The following is a 16,419-nucleotide window of genomic DNA, read 5'->3' on the forward strand; positions in this document are numbered from 1 at the left end:
GCTTATGTGAAAGTAGGCTGAAGCCGCCCCGAAGGAGTCGTCATCTCATGCGAAGCCCCGCCGGACGGCGCGTCCGGCGGGGCTTTTGATTTCATTTGTAAAGATACGTTACTTCGCGCGTGCGTTCGTCGAGGACGCGCCGATAAGCAAGCGGCTCTGCCCCTTGCCGTCCGGCGCGTTCCACCGGCCATGCCGCAGCCAGTACGGGAATCGCCGAATCGTAACCTTGCAATTTGCAACAACTGGCCCGTGCGATCATGCGGCTTTTTCGCTAAATTCAGACTACGCAGCCGCGCGACCGGATTGGACCGGTCGGCCCGAAGCGGCGAGGAGAAACAAAGTGAAAAAGCTCGGTCATGTGTTGATCGGTGGCGCTCTCGGCCTGGGTGCCGTCGGCGCGGCGCAAGCTCATGTTTCGATCGGGGTTGGCATCGGAGTGCCGGCTTATCCGGTGTATCAGGCGCCGCCCGCGCCGGTTTATATCGCTCCGCCGCAGCCGGTTTATGTCGCGCCGCCTCCGCCTGTCGTCTATGCGCCGCCGCCGGCAGTCGTCGTGGGCGGATATGGCTATGGATACTATGGCCGTCCTTATTGGAGGCACGGGTATTATGGCCACCCGTATGGTCATGGCTACGGGTACGGTCGCGGCCACTGGCACTGACAATCGCTTTCCTCGCGATTTGACCGCACGGGGCCCGAAAGGGGCTCGTTTTTTTCGTGTCGATGAAACTGGCTATTCCGATTCGCTGCGGAACTGGCGAGAATGGCATTTTCCCTGATGCCCTTTCCATCCGATGCTTCCACTTCCTGCCCCGACTTTCGAAGACGTCGCCGATGCCGCCCGCCGCATAGAGGGTGTCGCGCATCGCACGCCGGTTCTCACGTCCCGCACGGCGGACGAAATTGCAGGCGCGTCGCTCTATTTCAAATGCGAGAACTTCCAGCGTATGGGCGCTTTCAAGTTTCGCGGCGCCTATAACGCGCTCTCGCATTTCGACGACACGCAGCGCGCCGCCGGCGTCATCACGTATTCGTCCGGCAATCACGCGCAGGCCATCGCGCTGTCGGCGAAGCTGGCCGGTATCCGCGCGACGATCATCATGCCGGAAGACGCACCGGCCGCGAAAATCGCAGCGACACGCGGCTATGGCGGCGAAGTCATCACGTATGACCGCTACACGCAGAATCGCGAGGAGATTGGCCGCGTGCTGGCCGAAGAGCGCGGCATGACGCTGATTCCGCCGTATGACCATCCGCACGTGATCGCGGGGCAGGGCACGGCGGCGAAGGAGTTGATCGAGGAAACCGGACCGCTCGACTATCTTTTCGTGTGTCTCGGCGGCGGCGGGCTGATCGCGGGCTCTGCGCTCGCGGCGGCGGCGCTTTCGCCGTCGTGCAAGGTGATCGGCGTCGAGCCGGAAGCGGGCAACGACGCGCAGCAGTCGCTCGCACGCGGCGAGATCGTGCATATCGAGGTGCCGCGCACCATCGCGGATGGCGCGGCGTCCACGCACGTCGGCGAATACAACTTCCCGGTCATTCAAAAGCACGTGGACCGCATCGTCACGGTGAGCGACGCGCAGCTCGTCGATACGCTGCGCTTCTTTGCCGAGCGCATGAAGATGGTCGTCGAGCCGACCGGCTGCCTCGCGGCGGCGGCGGTGCTTCAGAAGGTGGTGCCGGTCGAGGGCAAGCGCGTGGGCGTGATCGTGAGCGGCGGCAACGTCGACTTGGCGCGGCTCGCGCAGTTCATCGCGTGAAGCGGGCCGTCACGACACCGCGTGAACGATCAGATCGCGGTAGCCGTTGACGATCACGCTGTACGCGAAATAGGCGAAGAGCACGGCCGACATCACATGGCACGCGCGCAAGAGGCGCGTGCCGGCGCGCTTGCGGCCGTGGCTCGCGAGCGTGCAGACGAAGAGCGTCCAGCCGAGGCCGCCGCAAAAGAAGCCGAGCAGGAATACCGACGCGCTCATCGGGCCGGTCGCGCCGGCCTTCGCGATCAGTGCGCCACCGACGGCCGCGAACCACAGAATCGCGCTCGGCGATGACACCGCGAGCAGGCATCCGCGCAAGAAGCTCTTCAGATGACTCTGACGCGGCGTGCGTAGATCGGCTTCGCCTTCGACGGGCGGCGCGGAGGCAGGGTTCAGCGCCTCGCGCGCCATCTTCCATGTGAGAAACAGCAGGACGATTGCACCGCCAATCCACACGACCCAGCGCACAGCGGGGAATTGCAGCAGCGCGGACATGCCGGCGAGCGCGAGCGCAGCGTATATCAAGTCGCCGAAACACGTGCCGAGGCCGAGCACGAGTCCGGGCTTGAAGCCGTGCGACAGCGCGAGCGAAATGATCGCGACGTTGGCGATCCCGATATCCAGACACAGCGACAGCGACAGAAAGAAGCCGTCCGACATCAACGACCACGAATGCGTCATGCGTGCCTCGTGAGCGCGAGCGTCACGTCGAGATGGCCGGTCGGCACGCCCATCGTGTTTACCATCGGCGAATGACGGAAGTCATCGAGCGCGGCGCGTTGCTCGCGCGTGCCGATGTCGAGCCGCTCCAGCACGTGCGCGACGACCGCGTGCAGCACGTTCGTGTTCCCGTCCTCGACTTTCACCGCGATGCCGAGCGCGCCTTGCGGACGCTTCACGCCGATCGCATAGCTCGCGTCCGCGCCGGTCTTGCCGACGAGCGCGCCGTCGAACGCGCGCATCAGACGCGTGCAGAAGCGTCCTTCGCCCGCGACGAGTTCGGGATGCGACGTCATCGCGCGATGAATGCGGCCGAGCGGCGAGCCGTCCGGCGCGTCGGCGATTTTCATGTAGAGCCGCGCGAGACGGTCGAGCGGGAAAGCGGGCGTCGGCAGATTGCATCCGTCGATGGCCCACAGCACGTCGTCGAAAGGCAGATCGACCGCGTCGGCCATCGTGCGTTTCACGCGCGCCTGCAGCGGATGCTCCGGCAGGTGATAGCCGTCAAGCGTCGCGTTCATCGCCCGCGCGCCCGCGAGCATACCGGCGTGCTTGCCCGAACAGTTGCTGCAAACGGGCGTCGGCGTGAAGTCGCGCCGGATCCAGTCCTTGTAGACGGCATCCGAAATCGGCGGATGCCTGCCGCAGCGCAGATCGCTCTCGCTCGCGCCGGACTTCGCCAGCATCGCGCGGGCGCGTTCCATGTGACGCGGCTCGCTGCTGTGCGAGCCGCACATGAGCGCGAGATCGGCCTCGTCGAAACCGAAGCGTTCGAGCGCGCCCGTTTCGATGACGGCGAGCGCCTGCGCCGGTTTCGCGGCCGAGCGCGGCAGCGTCACGCGGTGCGGATCGCCGAACGAATGAAGCAGACGGCCCTGCGCATCGACCACGGCCACATGCGCCGCGTGCGTGTTCTCGACGGCGTTTCCCCGATACAGCGTCGCTGCGATCATGCGTTTTTCCCCGCGTCGTCCAGTCCGATTTCGCTCCACAGCGCATCGACGCGCCGCTTGACGGCCGCATCCATCGTAATGGGGCGGCCCCATTCGCGATGCGTCTCGCCCGGCCACTTGTTGGTCGCGTCGAGTCCCATCTTCGAGCCGAGACCCGCCACCGGCGACGCGAAGTCGAGATAGTCGATCGGCGTGCTGTCGATCATGACGGTGTCGCGCGTGGGATCGACGCGCGTTGTGATCGCCCAGATCACTTCCTTCCAGTCGCGCACGTTGACGTCTTCGTCGACCACCACGATGAACTTCGTATACATGAACTGCCGCAGGAAGCTCCAGACGCCGAGCATCACGCGCTTGGCGTGGCCGGCGTAGCTCTTCTTCATCTGCACGATGGCCATGCGATAGCTGCATCCTTCCGGCGGCAGATAGAAGTCCGTGATTTCGGGGAACTGCTTCTGCAGCAGCGGCACGAAGACTTCGTTCAGCGCGACGCCGAGCACGGCCGGTTCGTCGGGCGGCTTGCCGGTGTACGTCGAGTGGAAGAGGGCGTCGCGGCGCAGCGTGATTTTCTCGACCGTGAAGACCGGAAACCACTCCTGCTCGTTGTAGTAGCCGGTGTGATCGCCATACGGGCCTTCGAGCGCGTGTTCGTAACGCGCGGCGGCGCCTGCCGACGGACGCGGCGGCGCGCCTGCCGGTGCGGGCGGCACAGCGCCTTCCTGCGGATAGATGAAGCCTTCGAGCACGATTTCGGCGCGTGCCGGAACCTGCAAGGTATCGACGCCCGGCGTCAGGCATTTCGCGAGTTCGGTGCGGGAACCGCGCAGGAGGCCCGCGAACTGATATTCGGAGAGCGTGTCGGGAACCGGCGTGACCGCACCGAGGATGGTGGCCGGGTCCGCGCCCAGCACGACCGCCACCGGATACGGCTTGCCCGGATTGGCGAGCGCGAATTCGCGGAAATCGAGCGCGCCGCCCCGATGCGCGAGCCAGCGCATGATGAGCTTGTTGCGCCCGATCAACTGCTGCCGATAGATGCCGAGATTCTGGCGCGTCTTGTTAGGCCCGCGCGTGACGGTGAGGCCCCACGTGAGCAGCGGTCCGGCATCGCCGGGCCAGCACGTCTGGATCGGCAGGCGGGCGAGATCGACGTCGTTGCCATCCCACACGACTTCCTGGCAAGGCGGCGCGTTCACCGACTTGGGCGCCATGTCCCAGACCGCCTTGGCGAGCGAAAGCAGCTTGCCGGCGTCCTTCAGCCCGCGCGGCGGTTCGGGTTCCTTGAGCGCGGATAGCAGCCGGCCGATAGTGCGCAGCGAATCGAGCGCAGCGGTGTCGCCGCCGAGCGTCGCATCGGCGCTGGCCGGCGACTCGGTTTCGATTCCCATGCCGAGCGCCACGCGCCGCGTCGTGCCGAACAGGTTGGCGAGCACCGGCATGGTGTGTCCGGTGGGCGCTTCGAAAAGCAGCGCCGGGCCGCCCGCGCGCAACACGCGGTCGGAGAGTTCGGTCATTTCGAGAACGGGTGAGACAGGCTGCCGGATGCGGCGCAGTTCACCGAGCGCCTCCAGGCGGGCGGTGAAGTCGCGCAGATCTTTATATTTCATCGATGGTCGGACGAGGACTCGAGGCCGCTCAGGGAACCGGAGGAGCGGGACGGCTGCGCGCTAGGCGATTGTCGATTTTACCTGCGTGGTAGTCCGTGCGCTGGGTGACATTCAGGAAATTCCGCTGGAAACAGGTCTGCGGACGTGCGTTGGCGCTCCTAAACGGTGTTCATTATAACTGTAAGTAATTGAAACAGAAAGGTATAGCATTGACGGATCATTAAACCCTGCTAGAATCGCTTCGCATCCATTGCAGGTTTTGAAACTTTTTACCTCTGCCTCAGGTTTTTCTCAGACGTTATGCGTCGCCTGCGCCGCACCTGCCCGGCGATTCATGGCTGTTGGTTGTCACTGCCGGCGTTATACAGCGCCGGTTTTTCGCGTGGAAAGCCATCTGCGCACCAAGGGCATGTTGTTCGTGCCGCGCACGCCGGCGTTTTGCCGGATCGGCTTTCCAGACGGCACATGCCGTTTCCCCGATGCCGCTTACGCCTTGCCAAGAGCGAGCGGTGTCTGATTTGCGCTTTCGAAAGCCGGTTTATTGGTATTCATCAGCCTGAATCATGCAACATTGGGAGCATCGATGAACGCTTGGTTATTGTGGCGTCCTGACACTCGCGTCGCGCAAGGTTTGCGCACCGCGCTGCGTCGTGGAAGCCGTATGAGTCACTATATCTTCAGCCTGGTCGGTTGCGCGGCCATCGTCACGGCGCTCGCGCTGTGGCTCTTGCCTTCCTGGCGCACCACCTTTGCCGCACGGATCATGCCATTCGTGTCTGCGGCGGTTCAGGCCGGTCCGGCGCGGCTTCTGGCGGGCCAGCCGCTTCCGCCGTTCTCGGCCGTGCATCGCCAGCCGGCGGATGCCGCGCCGATCAGCCTCACGGCGAACCCCACCGTGTCGGCGGCACCGCCGGAACAGGTGCCGTCGCTCGGCGCCGCCGCCACCGACGACGCGAGCACGCGCCAACTGACCGGCGGCATCAGCCTCGCTGTGTCGCCCAACGGCCTCGATCCTCGCACGATGCCTTCTGTCGGCTTGCTGGCGAGCGCGATCCCGGCGCAGCGCATCGTCGCCGATGCGCGCGACGACCGCGTGCTCGTCTCGGCGCGCGAGCAAAAGCTCGTCGCGAACTTCATCGCGCGGCGCTACCGCGTGGCGGAAGAGCCGGTCAGCGACCTCGTGCGCGCCGCGTTCGACACGGGTCGCCAGGTCGGTCTCGATCCGCTGCTGCTGCTGTCCGTCATGGCCATCGAGTCGGGCTTCAATCCGTATGCGGAAAGCGGCGTCGGCGCGAAGGGGCTGATGCAGGTGATGTCGAAAGTACATTCCGACAAGTTCGAGTACTTCGGCGGCTCGCACGCGGCGCTCGATCCGCTCGCGAACATCAAGGTCGGCGCGCTGGTGCTGAAGGACTGCATCGCGCGCGGCGGTTCGGTGGCGGGCGGTCTGCGCTACTACGTGGGTTCCACGTCGCAGGACGACGGCGGTTACGGCGCGAAGGTGCTCGCCGAGCGGGCGCGTCTGCGCGATGTCGCTCGTGGCCGCAACGTGCCGATCAACGCGCCGCAGGCGCCGGTTCAGGCCGCGCCGAAGCAGGTGCTGGCCTCCGCCTCGGCGGATACGCCTAAGCGCGTGCATGCGACGATCGACGGAGCGAAGAAGACCGACGCGCAGGACGACGGCGATTCGGGCGATTCGAAGCACGCCGCATCGGCTGAACTGGGCGCCTGATCGTCAGTTTTACCGTCGGACAAAAGAGAAGGGCACCTCATGCGGGTGCCCTTTTTGTTGGCCGGCCGAACCGTGCTCAGCGGCTGAAAAGGTCGCCGAGCCGCGAGACGGCTTCTTCCAGCTTCGAATAAGCCGTGGCATACGAGAGCCGGATGTAACGGTCCGGCGCATGAAAGCCGAAGTCCGCGCCCGGCACGAGCACCACGCCGGCGTCGTGCAGCATGGACCGCGTGAGCCGTTCGCTATCGCCGGCGGCGGCGTGCGGCACGCTCGTCGTATCGGCATAGACGTAGAACGCGCCGTCCGGCACGACCGGCACGCCGAAGCCCAGCGAACGCAGCGCCGGCACGATGTAGTCGCGCCGCCGCTTGAACTCCAGCCGGCGCGCTTCGTAGATCGCGAGCGTCTCCGGCTCGAAACACGCGAGCGCCGCGTGCTGCGCCAGCGCCGACGCGCAGATGAACAGATTCTGCGAAAGCTTCTCGACTGCCCCGATCATCGCGTGCGGCACGACGAGCCAGCCGAGCCGCCAGCCGGTCATGTTGAAATACTTCGAGAAGCTGTTGACCGTCACGACGTCGTCGCCGAAGGAAAGCGCGGAGACGGGCTTCGCGTCGTAGCTCAGGCCCTGATAGATCTCATCGACGATGGTAAAGCCGCCGCGCTCCCGCACCTTGCCGACGATGCGCCGCAATTCGTCCGGCTCGATGGACGTGCCCGTCGGATTCGAGGGCGACGCGAGCAGCACGCCGCGCGTCGCGGGCGTCCAGTGCGCCTCGACCTGTTCGGCGGTGAGCTGGAAGCGTTCGGCGGGGCCGCTCGCGATCAGCACCGGCTTGCCGTCCGCCGCCGACACGAAGTGCCGGTTGCACGGATAGCACGGGTCGGGCATCAACACTTCGTCGCCGTTGTCGACGAGCGCCATGCACGCGAGCAGGAGCGCCGCCGAGGCGCCCGCCGTCACCACGATGCGCGCGGGATCGACGGTCAGGCCGAACGCGTCGCGGTAATGCGCGGCGATTGCCTCGCGCAGCGCCGTGACGCCCAGCGCGTTCGTGTACTGCGTGACGCCGCGCGTCAGCGCGTCGGCGGCGGCGCGGGTCACGGGCGCGGGCGCGGTGAAGTCCGGCTCGCCGATTCCCATGTGGATGATGTCGCGTCCCGCGCGTTCGAGCGCCTGGGCGTCCTTCATCAGTTCCATCACATAGAACGGCTCGATGGCGTCGACGCGGGCGGCGAGCCGCATGAGCGGCTCAGAGGCGGTATTCATGCCGTCGGTCCCGTTAGCCGCGTCCACGCGCCTGCGCTTCGGCAGGGCGCATCGCGACGGCGAGCTTGTCCAGCACGCCGTTCACATACTTGTAGCCGTCCGAGCCGCCGAACGTCTTCGTCAGTTCGACTGCCTCGTTGATGACCACGCGATACGGAATGTCGATGTGATGCTTGAATTCGAACGCGGCAACGAGCAGTACCGCGCGCTCGACCGGCGACAACTGCTCGATCGGGCGGTCGAGGCAGGGTTGCAGCTCGGTGGAAAGCGCATCGGCTTCCTTGATGACGCCGTGCAGGATCGCGTCCAGATGTTCGTGGTCGGCCTTGTCGAAGCCCTGCGCGTTGCGCAACTGCGCGTCGATCTCGCCGCCGGGCGCGCCCGACAGCAGCCATTGGTAAAGCCCTTGCGTCGCGAGTTCACGCGAGCGGCGTCGTGCGCTCTTCATGCGCGGTCCTCGTCTTCGTCTTCGTCATCTTCTTCGTCGTCGCCGCCGAGCTGCTCCAGCGCCACCGACAGGTTCGCCATTTCGACGGCCACGCGGGCGGCGTCGCGGCCTTTTTCGGTCATGCGCGCGACGGCTTGTTCATCGTTTTCCGTCGTCAGCACGGCGTTCGCGACCGGCACGCCGAAATCGAGCGCGATGCGGGAAATGCCCGAGCCGCTTTCGTTCGACACGAGCTCGAAGTGGTACGTCTCGCCGCGCACGACCGCGCCGAGCGCGATCAGGGCGTCGAACTGGCCGGATTCGGCGAGTTTTTGCAGCGCGAGCGGAATTTCGAGCGCGCCCGGCACCGTCACGAGCAGCACGTCCTCGCCGATCACGCCGAGGCGCTCCAGCTCCTCGATGCATGCATCCGCGAGGCCGTTGCACACCGGTTCGTTGAAGCGCGACTGCACGATGCCGATGCGCAGGCCGTCACCGTCGAGGTTCGGCTGGTATTGTCCGATTTCCATGTAGAGGTCCGTTGGTTTGGAATAGGGTGAATGCGTTCAGGCCGAACGCAGGTGCGCGACGGCGCCGTCCGTTGCGCTCGCCGCCGTCGCGGGGCAGCCGGGCATCGGAATGAAACCGGTCACTTCGAGCCCGTAGCCCGACATGCTGCCCAGGCGCCGCGGATTGGCGAGCACCTGCATCTTGCCGACGCCGAGATCGCGAAGAATCTGCGCGCCGATGCCGTAGGTCTTGAAGTCGATCGGGCGGCGTTGCGGCTTGGCCGCTTTGTCCGTTTCGTCGAGCGCGCGGAACGTGTCGACGAGATGATCGCGGCTGTCGCCGCAATTGAGCATGACGATGGCGCCGAGATCGCGCGCGGCGATTTCTTTCATGGCGGCGTCGATGGTCCACGAGTGCGTGGACGCGTCGATTTCGAGCAGATCCAGCACCGACAGCGGTTCGTGCACGCGCACCGGCGTTTCGCGATCCGGCGACGGCGTGCCGCGCACGAGCGCGATATGCGGCGAGCCGCTCGGTTCGTCGCGATACAGCACCGCGCGGAACGTGCCGTGCGCGGTCTGCATGGTGCGCTCGCTGACTTTTTCGATGATGGATTCGGTGCGGCTGCGATAGTGGATCAGATCCGCGATCGTGCCGATCTTGATGCCGTGCTGCTCGCCGAATTCGATGAGATCGGGCAGGCGCGCCATTTCGCCGTCGTCGCGGATCACTTCGCAGATGACGGCGGCGGGCGTGAGTCCCGCGAGCGCGGTCAGATCGCAGCCGGCTTCGGTGTGGCCCGCGCGCACGAGCACGCCGCCCGGCTGCGCCATGATCGGGAACACGTGGCCCGGCTGGACGATGTCCTCGGCGCGCGCACTCGCGGCGACCGCCGTGGCGATGGTGCGCGAGCGGTCGGCGGCGGAAATGCCGGTGGTCACGCCCTCGGCGGCTTCGATGCTGACGGTGAATGCCGTGCCGTACTGCGTGCCGTTGCGCTGGGTCATGAGCGGCAGGTTGAGCAGCTTGCAGCGTTCCTGCGTGAGCGTGAGGCAGATGAGGCCGCGGCCGTAGCGCGCCATGAAGTTGATCGCTTCGGGCGTGATGAAGTCGGCGGCGACGATCAGGTCGCCTTCGTTCTCGCGATCTTCTTCGTCGACGAGGATCACCATGCGGCCGGCCTTGAGCTCGGCGATGATTTCTGGAGTGGAAGCGATCGACATGGTGGCGTCCCGGCAGGTCCGTTTGGGAAAGGCCTGTATTTTACGCCACGGCCGATGGACAGTCGCCGGGAATCGCGCAAGGCGGGGTGGTGCGTTATGTTGCTTGCAACGCCAGCAAGTGTGGCTTCCGTCAGGACTTAAAGCACGGCGCCGAAGCGCGATGCCCGCAACGCGTGCGACGCGCAGACAGATGCCAGCGCCGAGACGCTCACCATCCGCCAAACAATCGGTCGAGCGCCGACATGATTTCGTCCTGTCGATGTACGAGGGAACTGACTGGCTTGGTCAGCGCACTGCGCGGAATGGCGGCGAGCGTCGGCGTATCGAGCATGCATTCGATACCCTCGATGACGAACACCGGAATCAGATCGGGCGGAAGCGGTACCCGAGCGAGCCGGTCCAATCGGCGCAGCGGAACGACCACGCGCGTTGCCAGCCCCGATAAATGATTTCCCTGGACCTCGACAACGTAAGGCGTGCCGGCGTGCCCGCTGGGGTTGGAAAAAACGTCGAAACGGGGCATCAGAACGTCCGGTACTGTCCAAGCGGCAAGCCATCACGCTCGATCATGTCGTTGTACGCCTGAATGAAATCTGCATATTTGATCGCCCACTGGCGATCCTTCTCCACCTGTACTGCCTGTCGAATCGCTCGCTCGCATGTCTGCGAGAAGTTGATGCCGAGCTCCTTCGCGTCCTTGTAGACGTCTTCGGGCAGGCTGATGTTCGTCGCCCGGCGCGCAATAGCGTCCGTCACGGTATGCCGCATGATCGCCCCTTGTGATGTGGGAGTTTATGCGCATTATAAGCCCACATACAGGCGCCGGTTTCCTATCGGACTTCACCAGTGCGACGCATGGCGGAGGCCGGCGGTAGTAGCGGGATGATCAAGGTTCGAAATGCGTGATTGCGCAGCGCGTCTGGCTCGACGGATTATCAGCCCTTCGTCGGCGACGCCGCCGACATCATCCGCTCCACATACCGCGCAATCAAATCGATCTCCAGATTCACCTTAGCGGCCGCACGAAGCGCCTTGAGCGTCGTCACTTCCACCGTGTGCGGAATCAGGTTGATGGAGAACTCGCAGCCGTCCGCGCGATCCTCCACGGCGTTCACCGTGAGACTCACGCCGTTCACCGTCACCGAGCCCTTGTACGCCAGATACTTGCCGATGTCCTTCGGCGCGACGATGCGCAATTCGTGCGATTCGCCCACGCGCTCGAAGCGCGACACCGTGCCGAGACCATCGACGTGGCCGGACACCAGATGCCCGCCCAGCCGGTCGTGCGCGCGCAGCGCCTTCTCCAGATTCACCTCCGCGCCCGCGTCGCCCAGGCCGGCCGTCTTGTTCAGGCTTTCGCGCGAGACGTCGACATCGAAGGCGTCCTGCGACTTTTCGATCACCGTCATGCACGCGCCCTGAATCGCGATGCTGTCGCCGAGTTCGACATCCGCGAGATCGAGACCGCCGGCGGCCACTCGCAGACGCACGCCCGCTTGCGGCTCGGCGCCGAGCGGCGTGACTTTTTCGATGCGGCCTACCGCCGTGACGATTCCTGTAAACATGAAGCGCGTTCCTTTGTATCGAGGCGTGTTCAGAGCACCGGAGCGGCGACGTGCGCATCGGCGAAGCGCGCCAGAATGCGTAGATCGTCGCCGAGCCGGTCGATGCGATGAAACTTGAGATGCGGGCGCGCATCGAGCGTGGCGGGCGGCGCGAAATCGAACATGCCGGGCGCGCTGCCGAGCAGGCTCGGCGCGAGATAGATCAGCAGTTCGTCCACGCAGCCTTCGCGCAAAAGCGAGCCGTTCAGCTTGTGGCCCGCTTCGACGTGCAATTCGTTGATGCCGCGATCGGCGAGCGCCGTCAGCATGGCGGGAAGATCCACCTTGCCGTGCTCGTTCGACAGTTCGATGAGCTCCGCGCCTTTCTCGCGCAGCGTGTCGGCGCGCTGCGCGTCGGCATCGGCGGAATGGAAGATCCACGGCGGCGCGCCGTCGAGAATGCGCGCGTCCAGCGGCACGTCGAGCCGGCTGTCGATCAAGACGCGCTGCGGCTGGCGCGGCGTGTCAACCGCGCGCACGGTGAGTTGCGGGTCGTCCTCGCGCACCGTGCCGATGCCTGTCAGGATCGCGCAGGCGCGGGCGCGCCACGCGTGGCCGTCGGCGCGCGCGTCCTCGCCGGTGATCCACTGGCTTTCGCCCGAGGGCAGGCCCGTGCGCCCGTCGAGCGTCGCCGCCACTTTCAGGCGCACCCACGGGCGACGGCGCGTCATGCGCGAGACGAAGCCGATGTTCATTTCGTGCGCCTCGGTCGCGAGCAGCCCGCAGCGCACGTCGATGCCCGCGTCGCGCAACATGGCGAGGCCGCGGCCCGAGACGGTCGGGTTCGGGTCTTCCATCGCGGCGATCACCTTTTCGACGCGCGCGTCGATCAGCGCGTGCGCGCACGGCGGCGTGCGCCCGAAATGGCTGCACGGTTCGAGCGTCACGTACGCGGTGGCGCCGCGCGGGTCCTTGCCGCGCGAGCGGGCGTCTTTCAGCGCGCGCACTTCGGCGTGATCCTGGCCGGCCGGCTGCGTGAAGCCCATGCCGATCACTTCGCCATTCTTGACGAGCACGCAGCCGACGCGCGGATTCGGCGTCGTCGTGTACATGCCGCGCGAGGCGAGCGCGAGCGCGCGCTCCATGTAGGTGAAATCCGATTGCGAGAACATCGCGGCGGCCCGTTGCGCGACGCGGCCTTAAACCGCGAGCGACGCGAACGCGCCGCGCGCGGCGTCGAGGGTCGCGTCGATCACGGCGTCGTCGTGGGCGCTCGACACGAAGCCCGCCTCGAACGCGGACGGCGCGAAGTAGACGCCCGCATCGAGCATCGCGTGGAAGAACGCGTTGAAGCGTTTCGTGTCGCCGTGCGCGATCTGCGCGAAGCTGCCCGGCACCTGATCCATGAAGTACAAGCCGAACATGCCGCCGACCGAATCCGCGCAGAAGGGCACTTTCGCTTCGCGGGCGACCGAGGCGAGGCCGTCGACGAGCTTGCGCGTCTGGTTCGCGAGGTCGTCGTAGAAGCCTTCGCGCTGGATGATCTGCAGCGTCTTCAGGCCCGCCGCGACCGCGATCGGATTGCCCGACAACGTGCCCGCCTGATAGACGCCGCCGAGCGGCGCGAGATGCGCCATGATGTCGCGCCGTCCGCCGAACGCCGCAGCCGGCATGCCGCCGCCGATGACCTTACCGAGACACGTGAGGTCCGGCTTGATGCCGTACACCTGCTGCGCGCCGCCGAGCGCGACGCGAAAACCGCACATCACTTCGTCGAAAATCAGCACCGAGCCGTACTCGTCGCAGCGTTCGCGCAGCGCGTTCAGAAACTCCGGCGTGGCGCGCACGAGGTTCATGTTGCCCGCGACCGGCTCCACGATCACCGACGCGATTTCCGCGCCGAACGCCGCGAAGGCTTCGTTGAGCTGCTCGACGTTGTTGTATTCGAGCACCGTCGTGTGCTTGGCGATATCGGCGGGCACGCCGGCCGATGTCGGATTGCCGAACGTCAGCAGGCCCGAGCCCGCCTTCACGAGCAGGCTGTCCGCGTGGCCGTGATAGCAGCCCTCGAACTTCACGATGCGGCTGCGGTTCGTGAAGCCGCGCGCAAGCCGCAGCGCGCTCATCGTCGCTTCCGTGCCGGACGACACCATGCGTACCTGTTCGATCGACGGCACCAGCTTGCAGATTTCCTCCGCGATCTCGATCTCCGCTTCGGTCGGCGCGCCGAACGAGAAACCGTCGGCGAGCACGCGCTGAACCGCTTCGAGCACTTCGGGATGCACGTGGCCGACGATCATCGGCCCCCACGAGCCGATGTAGTCGATATAGCGTTTGCCTTCCGCATCCCAGAAGTACGGGCCTTGCGCGCGCTCGATGAAGCGCGGCGTGCCGCCGACCGAGCGGAACGCCCGCACCGGCGAATTCACGCCGCCGGGGATGGTTCGCTGAGCACGTTCGAAAAGGGCTTGATTCTTGGACATGGAGATGGCCTGCGCTGAAAGTGAATGCGAGAACGCGCGACCGGCGTGGCCGGCTCGCCCGCGGGCGAAAGACCCGGCGCGGCGCGATGACAGCACGCGGCCCATGCGCGTCCGGTGCGACACATGTTGCTGAAATTGTACCGGAGTCGTTAGCGGCGAGCCGCTTACGGCTGACGTGCTCGCGCGGGCTTGGCAGGCGGCGGGTCCTCGGTTACGCCGGGTTCGCGCGCCGCGAGGGCGCTCGCCTCGCTGGGCGTCGCGGGAACAGGAAGCGTGGTCGAAGCGGGCGGACGTCCGCGCCGGCCGGTGCGCTCGGTCCAGAGCTTTTCGAGCGCGCCTTCGGCGATCGGCTTGATGAGCGTGCCGGAACTTTGCGCATCCCACGTCTGCACGGAGAGCGGATGCACGCGCAGTTCGTCACGCGCCACGACGACGCGCTCGTGCGAATCGACGAGCCAGTCATACACGAAGTCGATGCACAGCCGGTAGCCGCGCTTCGACTGCGTGTCCGGCACTTCGTACGGTGCGCGCGTCACGTAGCCCGAGCCGAAAATGCCTTTCGGCTCCTGCGCCACGCGATGCACGAACACGCGGTCGCCCGGCACGAGGCCGCGCGCCGTGCCGCAGCCCCAGACATCGGCGACGGCTTCGCCAGCGGCCACGCGGCGCGCGATATCGGGCAATTCGGGCCACGGCCACTTCTTCGGGCTCCAGATCAGCAGGAAGGCGGTCATGGCGTCGGACGAGGCGCGAAGGAGAGAAGCGGTGAGCTTAGCGCACCGGGATGAGTCGGAGTGTCGCGTACAATGGCCGCTCGCTTCGAGACGTTCACCGCCGATCGCTGCCACCATCACGACGGGCTTCTGAGCGCCGTCCTCTTCCTTGCACACCCGATGCCAGACACTACCCGCCGCCGGCCCGACGCCCGGCTGATCCTGTTGCTCGGCGCGCTCGCCGCATGCGGTCCGCTGTCCATCGACATGTATCTGCCGAGCCTGCCGTCGCTCGCGGCGGCATTCGGCACGAGCCCCGCCGCCGCGCAGGGGACGCTCACGAGCTTCATGTTCGGCTTCTCGTTCGGCATGCTGCTGTACGGCCCACTGTCCGACGCCTACGGCAGACGGCCGATTCTCCTGGGCGGCATCGCGCTGTACGTGCTCGCGAGCATCGCCTGCGCGACGGCGTTCTCCATCGACGCGCTCGTCTTCGTGCGCTTCCTGCAGGCGCTCGGCGCGGGCGCGGCGTCGGTGCTGGCGCGCGCCATCGCCCGCGACGCCCACGAGCCGACCGATGCCGCCCGCGTCCTGTCGATGCTGTCTATTGTCACGTCCATCGGCCCGCTGCTCGCGCCGCTGATCGGCGGGCAATTGCTGCTGCTCGGCGGCTGGCGTGTCGTCTTCGTCGTGCTCACGCTCTTCGGCGCGCTCTGCGCGGTCGCCGCGTTCCTGCGCGTGCCGGAGACATGGCCGAAGGAAAAGCGCGCGGGCGCGGCGCTCGGCACGTCGTTCGCGGCGTACGGGCATCTGTTGACCGATTCCGTCACCTGGGGCCACGTGCTCTGCGGCGGCATGGCGTTCGCGTCGATGTTCGCGTATATCACCGCGACGCCTTTCGTCTACATCGATTATTTCCACGTCAAGCCGCAGCATTACGGGCTGCTGTTCGGGCTCAACATCGTCGGGATCATCGGCGGAAACGTGCTGAACACGAAGCTCGTCGGGCGTGTCGGCGCAATGAAGATGATCTCGGGCGCGGCGTTCGTGAGCGTCGTGGCGGCCATCGCGGTCGCGCTCGTTTCGCTGACGGGATGGGGCGGCTTGTGGTCGATCGTGGCGAGCCTGTTCTTCGTGGTCGGCGTCGTCGGGTTGTTGTCCGCCAACTGCACGACCGAACTCATGCACCGTTATCCGCGCAACGCGGGCGCGGCGGCCGCCGTCTTCGGCGCGATGCAGCTTGCGCTCGGCGCGCTGGCGAGTCTCGCCATCGGCCTTTTTCATGATGTCTCGCCGCACGGCATGGGCATCGTGATCGGCGTGTGCGGCGTCCTGACATTCGCCGGCCGCACGCTGGTGATGCGCTCGCACGCCGCGCCCGTGCGGGTCTGAGACTGAGTAATCGGCGGCGCGCAGGCGAAAAAAAACCTCGCGTTGTGGCGAGGTCGATAGGGGGCAAAGCTGTTTCCAGCGCGAC

17 protein-coding genes are annotated in these 16,419 nt (G+C 66.1%); 4 read left to right on the plus strand and 13 right to left on the minus strand.

Annotation, left to right across the window (positions count from 1 at the left end):
* Nucleotides 1-340: 340 nt before the first annotated feature.
* Complete coding sequence (locus GV035_RS13575) at nucleotides 341-661, plus strand: hypothetical protein (protein ID WP_159835589.1); 321 nt, start codon at nucleotides 341-343, stop codon at nucleotides 659-661.
* A 133-nt stretch (nucleotides 662-794) separates the two neighbouring features.
* A complete protein-coding gene (locus GV035_RS13580) occupies nucleotides 795-1,760 on the plus strand; it encodes a threo-3-hydroxy-L-aspartate ammonia-lyase (protein ID WP_159835590.1) in 966 nt (321 codons plus the stop codon).
* Nucleotides 1,761-1,769: 9 nt separating this feature from the next.
* On the opposite strand, the gene GV035_RS13585 is transcribed toward GV035_RS13580, so the two are convergent.
* Genes GV035_RS13585 through GV035_RS13595 form a run of 3 tightly spaced genes read right to left on the minus strand, consistent with a single transcriptional unit; the run spans nucleotide 1,770 to nucleotide 5,040 of the window.
* Nucleotides 1,770-2,441 carry a LysE family translocator gene (locus GV035_RS13585; RefSeq protein WP_159835591.1) on the minus strand — a complete coding sequence of 224 codons (672 nt, stop codon included), beginning with the start codon at nucleotides 2,439-2,441 and terminating at the stop codon, nucleotides 1,770-1,772.
* On the minus strand, nucleotides 2,438-3,433 hold the full coding sequence (locus GV035_RS13590) for an asparaginase (protein ID WP_159835592.1): 996 nt from the start codon (nucleotides 3,431-3,433) through the stop codon (nucleotides 2,438-2,440). The genes GV035_RS13585 and GV035_RS13590 overlap by 4 nt, the downstream gene beginning before the upstream one ends.
* The gene (locus GV035_RS13595) at nucleotides 3,430-5,040 is read right to left on the minus strand and encodes a UbiD family decarboxylase (RefSeq protein WP_159835593.1); all 1,611 of its coding nucleotides are present in this window, start codon (nucleotides 5,038-5,040) and stop codon (nucleotides 3,430-3,432) included. Before GV035_RS13595 ends, GV035_RS13590 begins: the two co-directional genes overlap by 4 nt.
* A 583-nt stretch (nucleotides 5,041-5,623) precedes the next feature.
* Between GV035_RS13595 and GV035_RS13600 the strand changes: the two genes are divergently transcribed.
* Nucleotides 5,624-6,772, plus strand: a complete 1,149-nt coding sequence (locus GV035_RS13600) for a lytic transglycosylase domain-containing protein (RefSeq protein WP_159835594.1) — start codon at nucleotides 5,624-5,626, stop codon at nucleotides 6,770-6,772.
* A gap of 76 nt (nucleotides 6,773-6,848) precedes the next feature.
* Here the strand turns inward: GV035_RS13600 and GV035_RS13605 are convergent, their stop codons facing one another.
* The 10 genes from GV035_RS13605 to GV035_RS13650 all read right to left on the minus strand — a co-directional run bounded on the left by GV035_RS13605 (nucleotide 6,849) and on the right by GV035_RS13650 (nucleotide 14,963).
* Nucleotides 6,849-8,042: a pyridoxal phosphate-dependent aminotransferase gene (locus GV035_RS13605; RefSeq protein ID WP_159835595.1), complete on the minus strand. Its 1,194-nt coding sequence runs from the start codon at nucleotides 8,040-8,042 to the stop codon at nucleotides 6,849-6,851.
* A gap of 13 nt (nucleotides 8,043-8,055) precedes the next feature.
* Nucleotides 8,056-8,490, minus strand: coding sequence for a transcription antitermination factor NusB (gene nusB / locus GV035_RS13610; RefSeq protein ID WP_159835596.1), 435 nt, complete (start codon nucleotides 8,488-8,490; stop codon nucleotides 8,056-8,058).
* Nucleotides 8,487-8,999 (minus strand): 6,7-dimethyl-8-ribityllumazine synthase, encoded by a 513-nt coding sequence (ribH, locus tag GV035_RS13615; protein ID WP_159835597.1) that lies wholly within the window; start codon nucleotides 8,997-8,999, stop codon nucleotides 8,487-8,489. Before ribH ends, nusB begins: the two co-directional genes overlap by 4 nt.
* Before the next feature lie 36 nt (nucleotides 9,000-9,035).
* Nucleotides 9,036-10,202, minus strand: a complete 1,167-nt coding sequence (gene ribBA / locus GV035_RS13620) for a bifunctional 3,4-dihydroxy-2-butanone-4-phosphate synthase/GTP cyclohydrolase II (RefSeq protein WP_159835598.1) — start codon at nucleotides 10,200-10,202, stop codon at nucleotides 9,036-9,038.
* A 208-nt stretch (nucleotides 10,203-10,410) separates the two neighbouring features.
* Complete coding sequence (locus tag GV035_RS13625) at nucleotides 10,411-10,725, minus strand: CcdB family protein (protein WP_159835599.1); 315 nt, start codon at nucleotides 10,723-10,725, stop codon at nucleotides 10,411-10,413.
* A complete protein-coding gene (locus tag GV035_RS13630) occupies nucleotides 10,725-10,970 on the minus strand; it encodes a type II toxin-antitoxin system CcdA family antitoxin (protein ID WP_159835600.1) in 246 nt (81 codons plus the stop codon). Before GV035_RS13630 ends, GV035_RS13625 begins: the two co-directional genes overlap by 1 nt.
* Before the next feature lie 167 nt (nucleotides 10,971-11,137).
* Nucleotides 11,138-11,767, minus strand: coding sequence for a riboflavin synthase (locus GV035_RS13635; RefSeq protein WP_159835601.1), 630 nt, complete (start codon nucleotides 11,765-11,767; stop codon nucleotides 11,138-11,140).
* A gap of 29 nt (nucleotides 11,768-11,796) precedes the next feature.
* Nucleotides 11,797-12,918, minus strand: coding sequence for a bifunctional diaminohydroxyphosphoribosylaminopyrimidine deaminase/5-amino-6-(5-phosphoribosylamino)uracil reductase RibD (gene ribD / locus GV035_RS13640; RefSeq protein ID WP_159835602.1), 1,122 nt, complete (start codon nucleotides 12,916-12,918; stop codon nucleotides 11,797-11,799).
* A 27-nt stretch (nucleotides 12,919-12,945) separates the two neighbouring features.
* Complete coding sequence (gene hemL, locus GV035_RS13645; protein WP_159835603.1) at nucleotides 12,946-14,229, minus strand: glutamate-1-semialdehyde 2,1-aminomutase; 1,284 nt, start codon at nucleotides 14,227-14,229, stop codon at nucleotides 12,946-12,948.
* A 164-nt stretch (nucleotides 14,230-14,393) separates the two neighbouring features.
* Nucleotides 14,394-14,963 carry a hypothetical protein gene (locus GV035_RS13650; RefSeq protein WP_159835604.1) on the minus strand — a complete coding sequence of 190 codons (570 nt, stop codon included), beginning with the start codon at nucleotides 14,961-14,963 and terminating at the stop codon, nucleotides 14,394-14,396.
* A 159-nt stretch (nucleotides 14,964-15,122) separates the two neighbouring features.
* On the opposite strand from GV035_RS13650, the gene GV035_RS13655 reads away from it, so the two are divergent.
* A complete protein-coding gene (locus GV035_RS13655) occupies nucleotides 15,123-16,334 on the plus strand; it encodes a Bcr/CflA family multidrug efflux MFS transporter (protein WP_159835605.1) in 1,212 nt (403 codons plus the stop codon).
* Nucleotides 16,335-16,419 lie beyond the last annotated feature (85 nt).

The organism is Burkholderia sp. 8Y, from assembly GCF_902506145.1.
Taxonomy (GTDB): Bacteria; Pseudomonadota; Gammaproteobacteria; order Burkholderiales; family Burkholderiaceae; genus Caballeronia.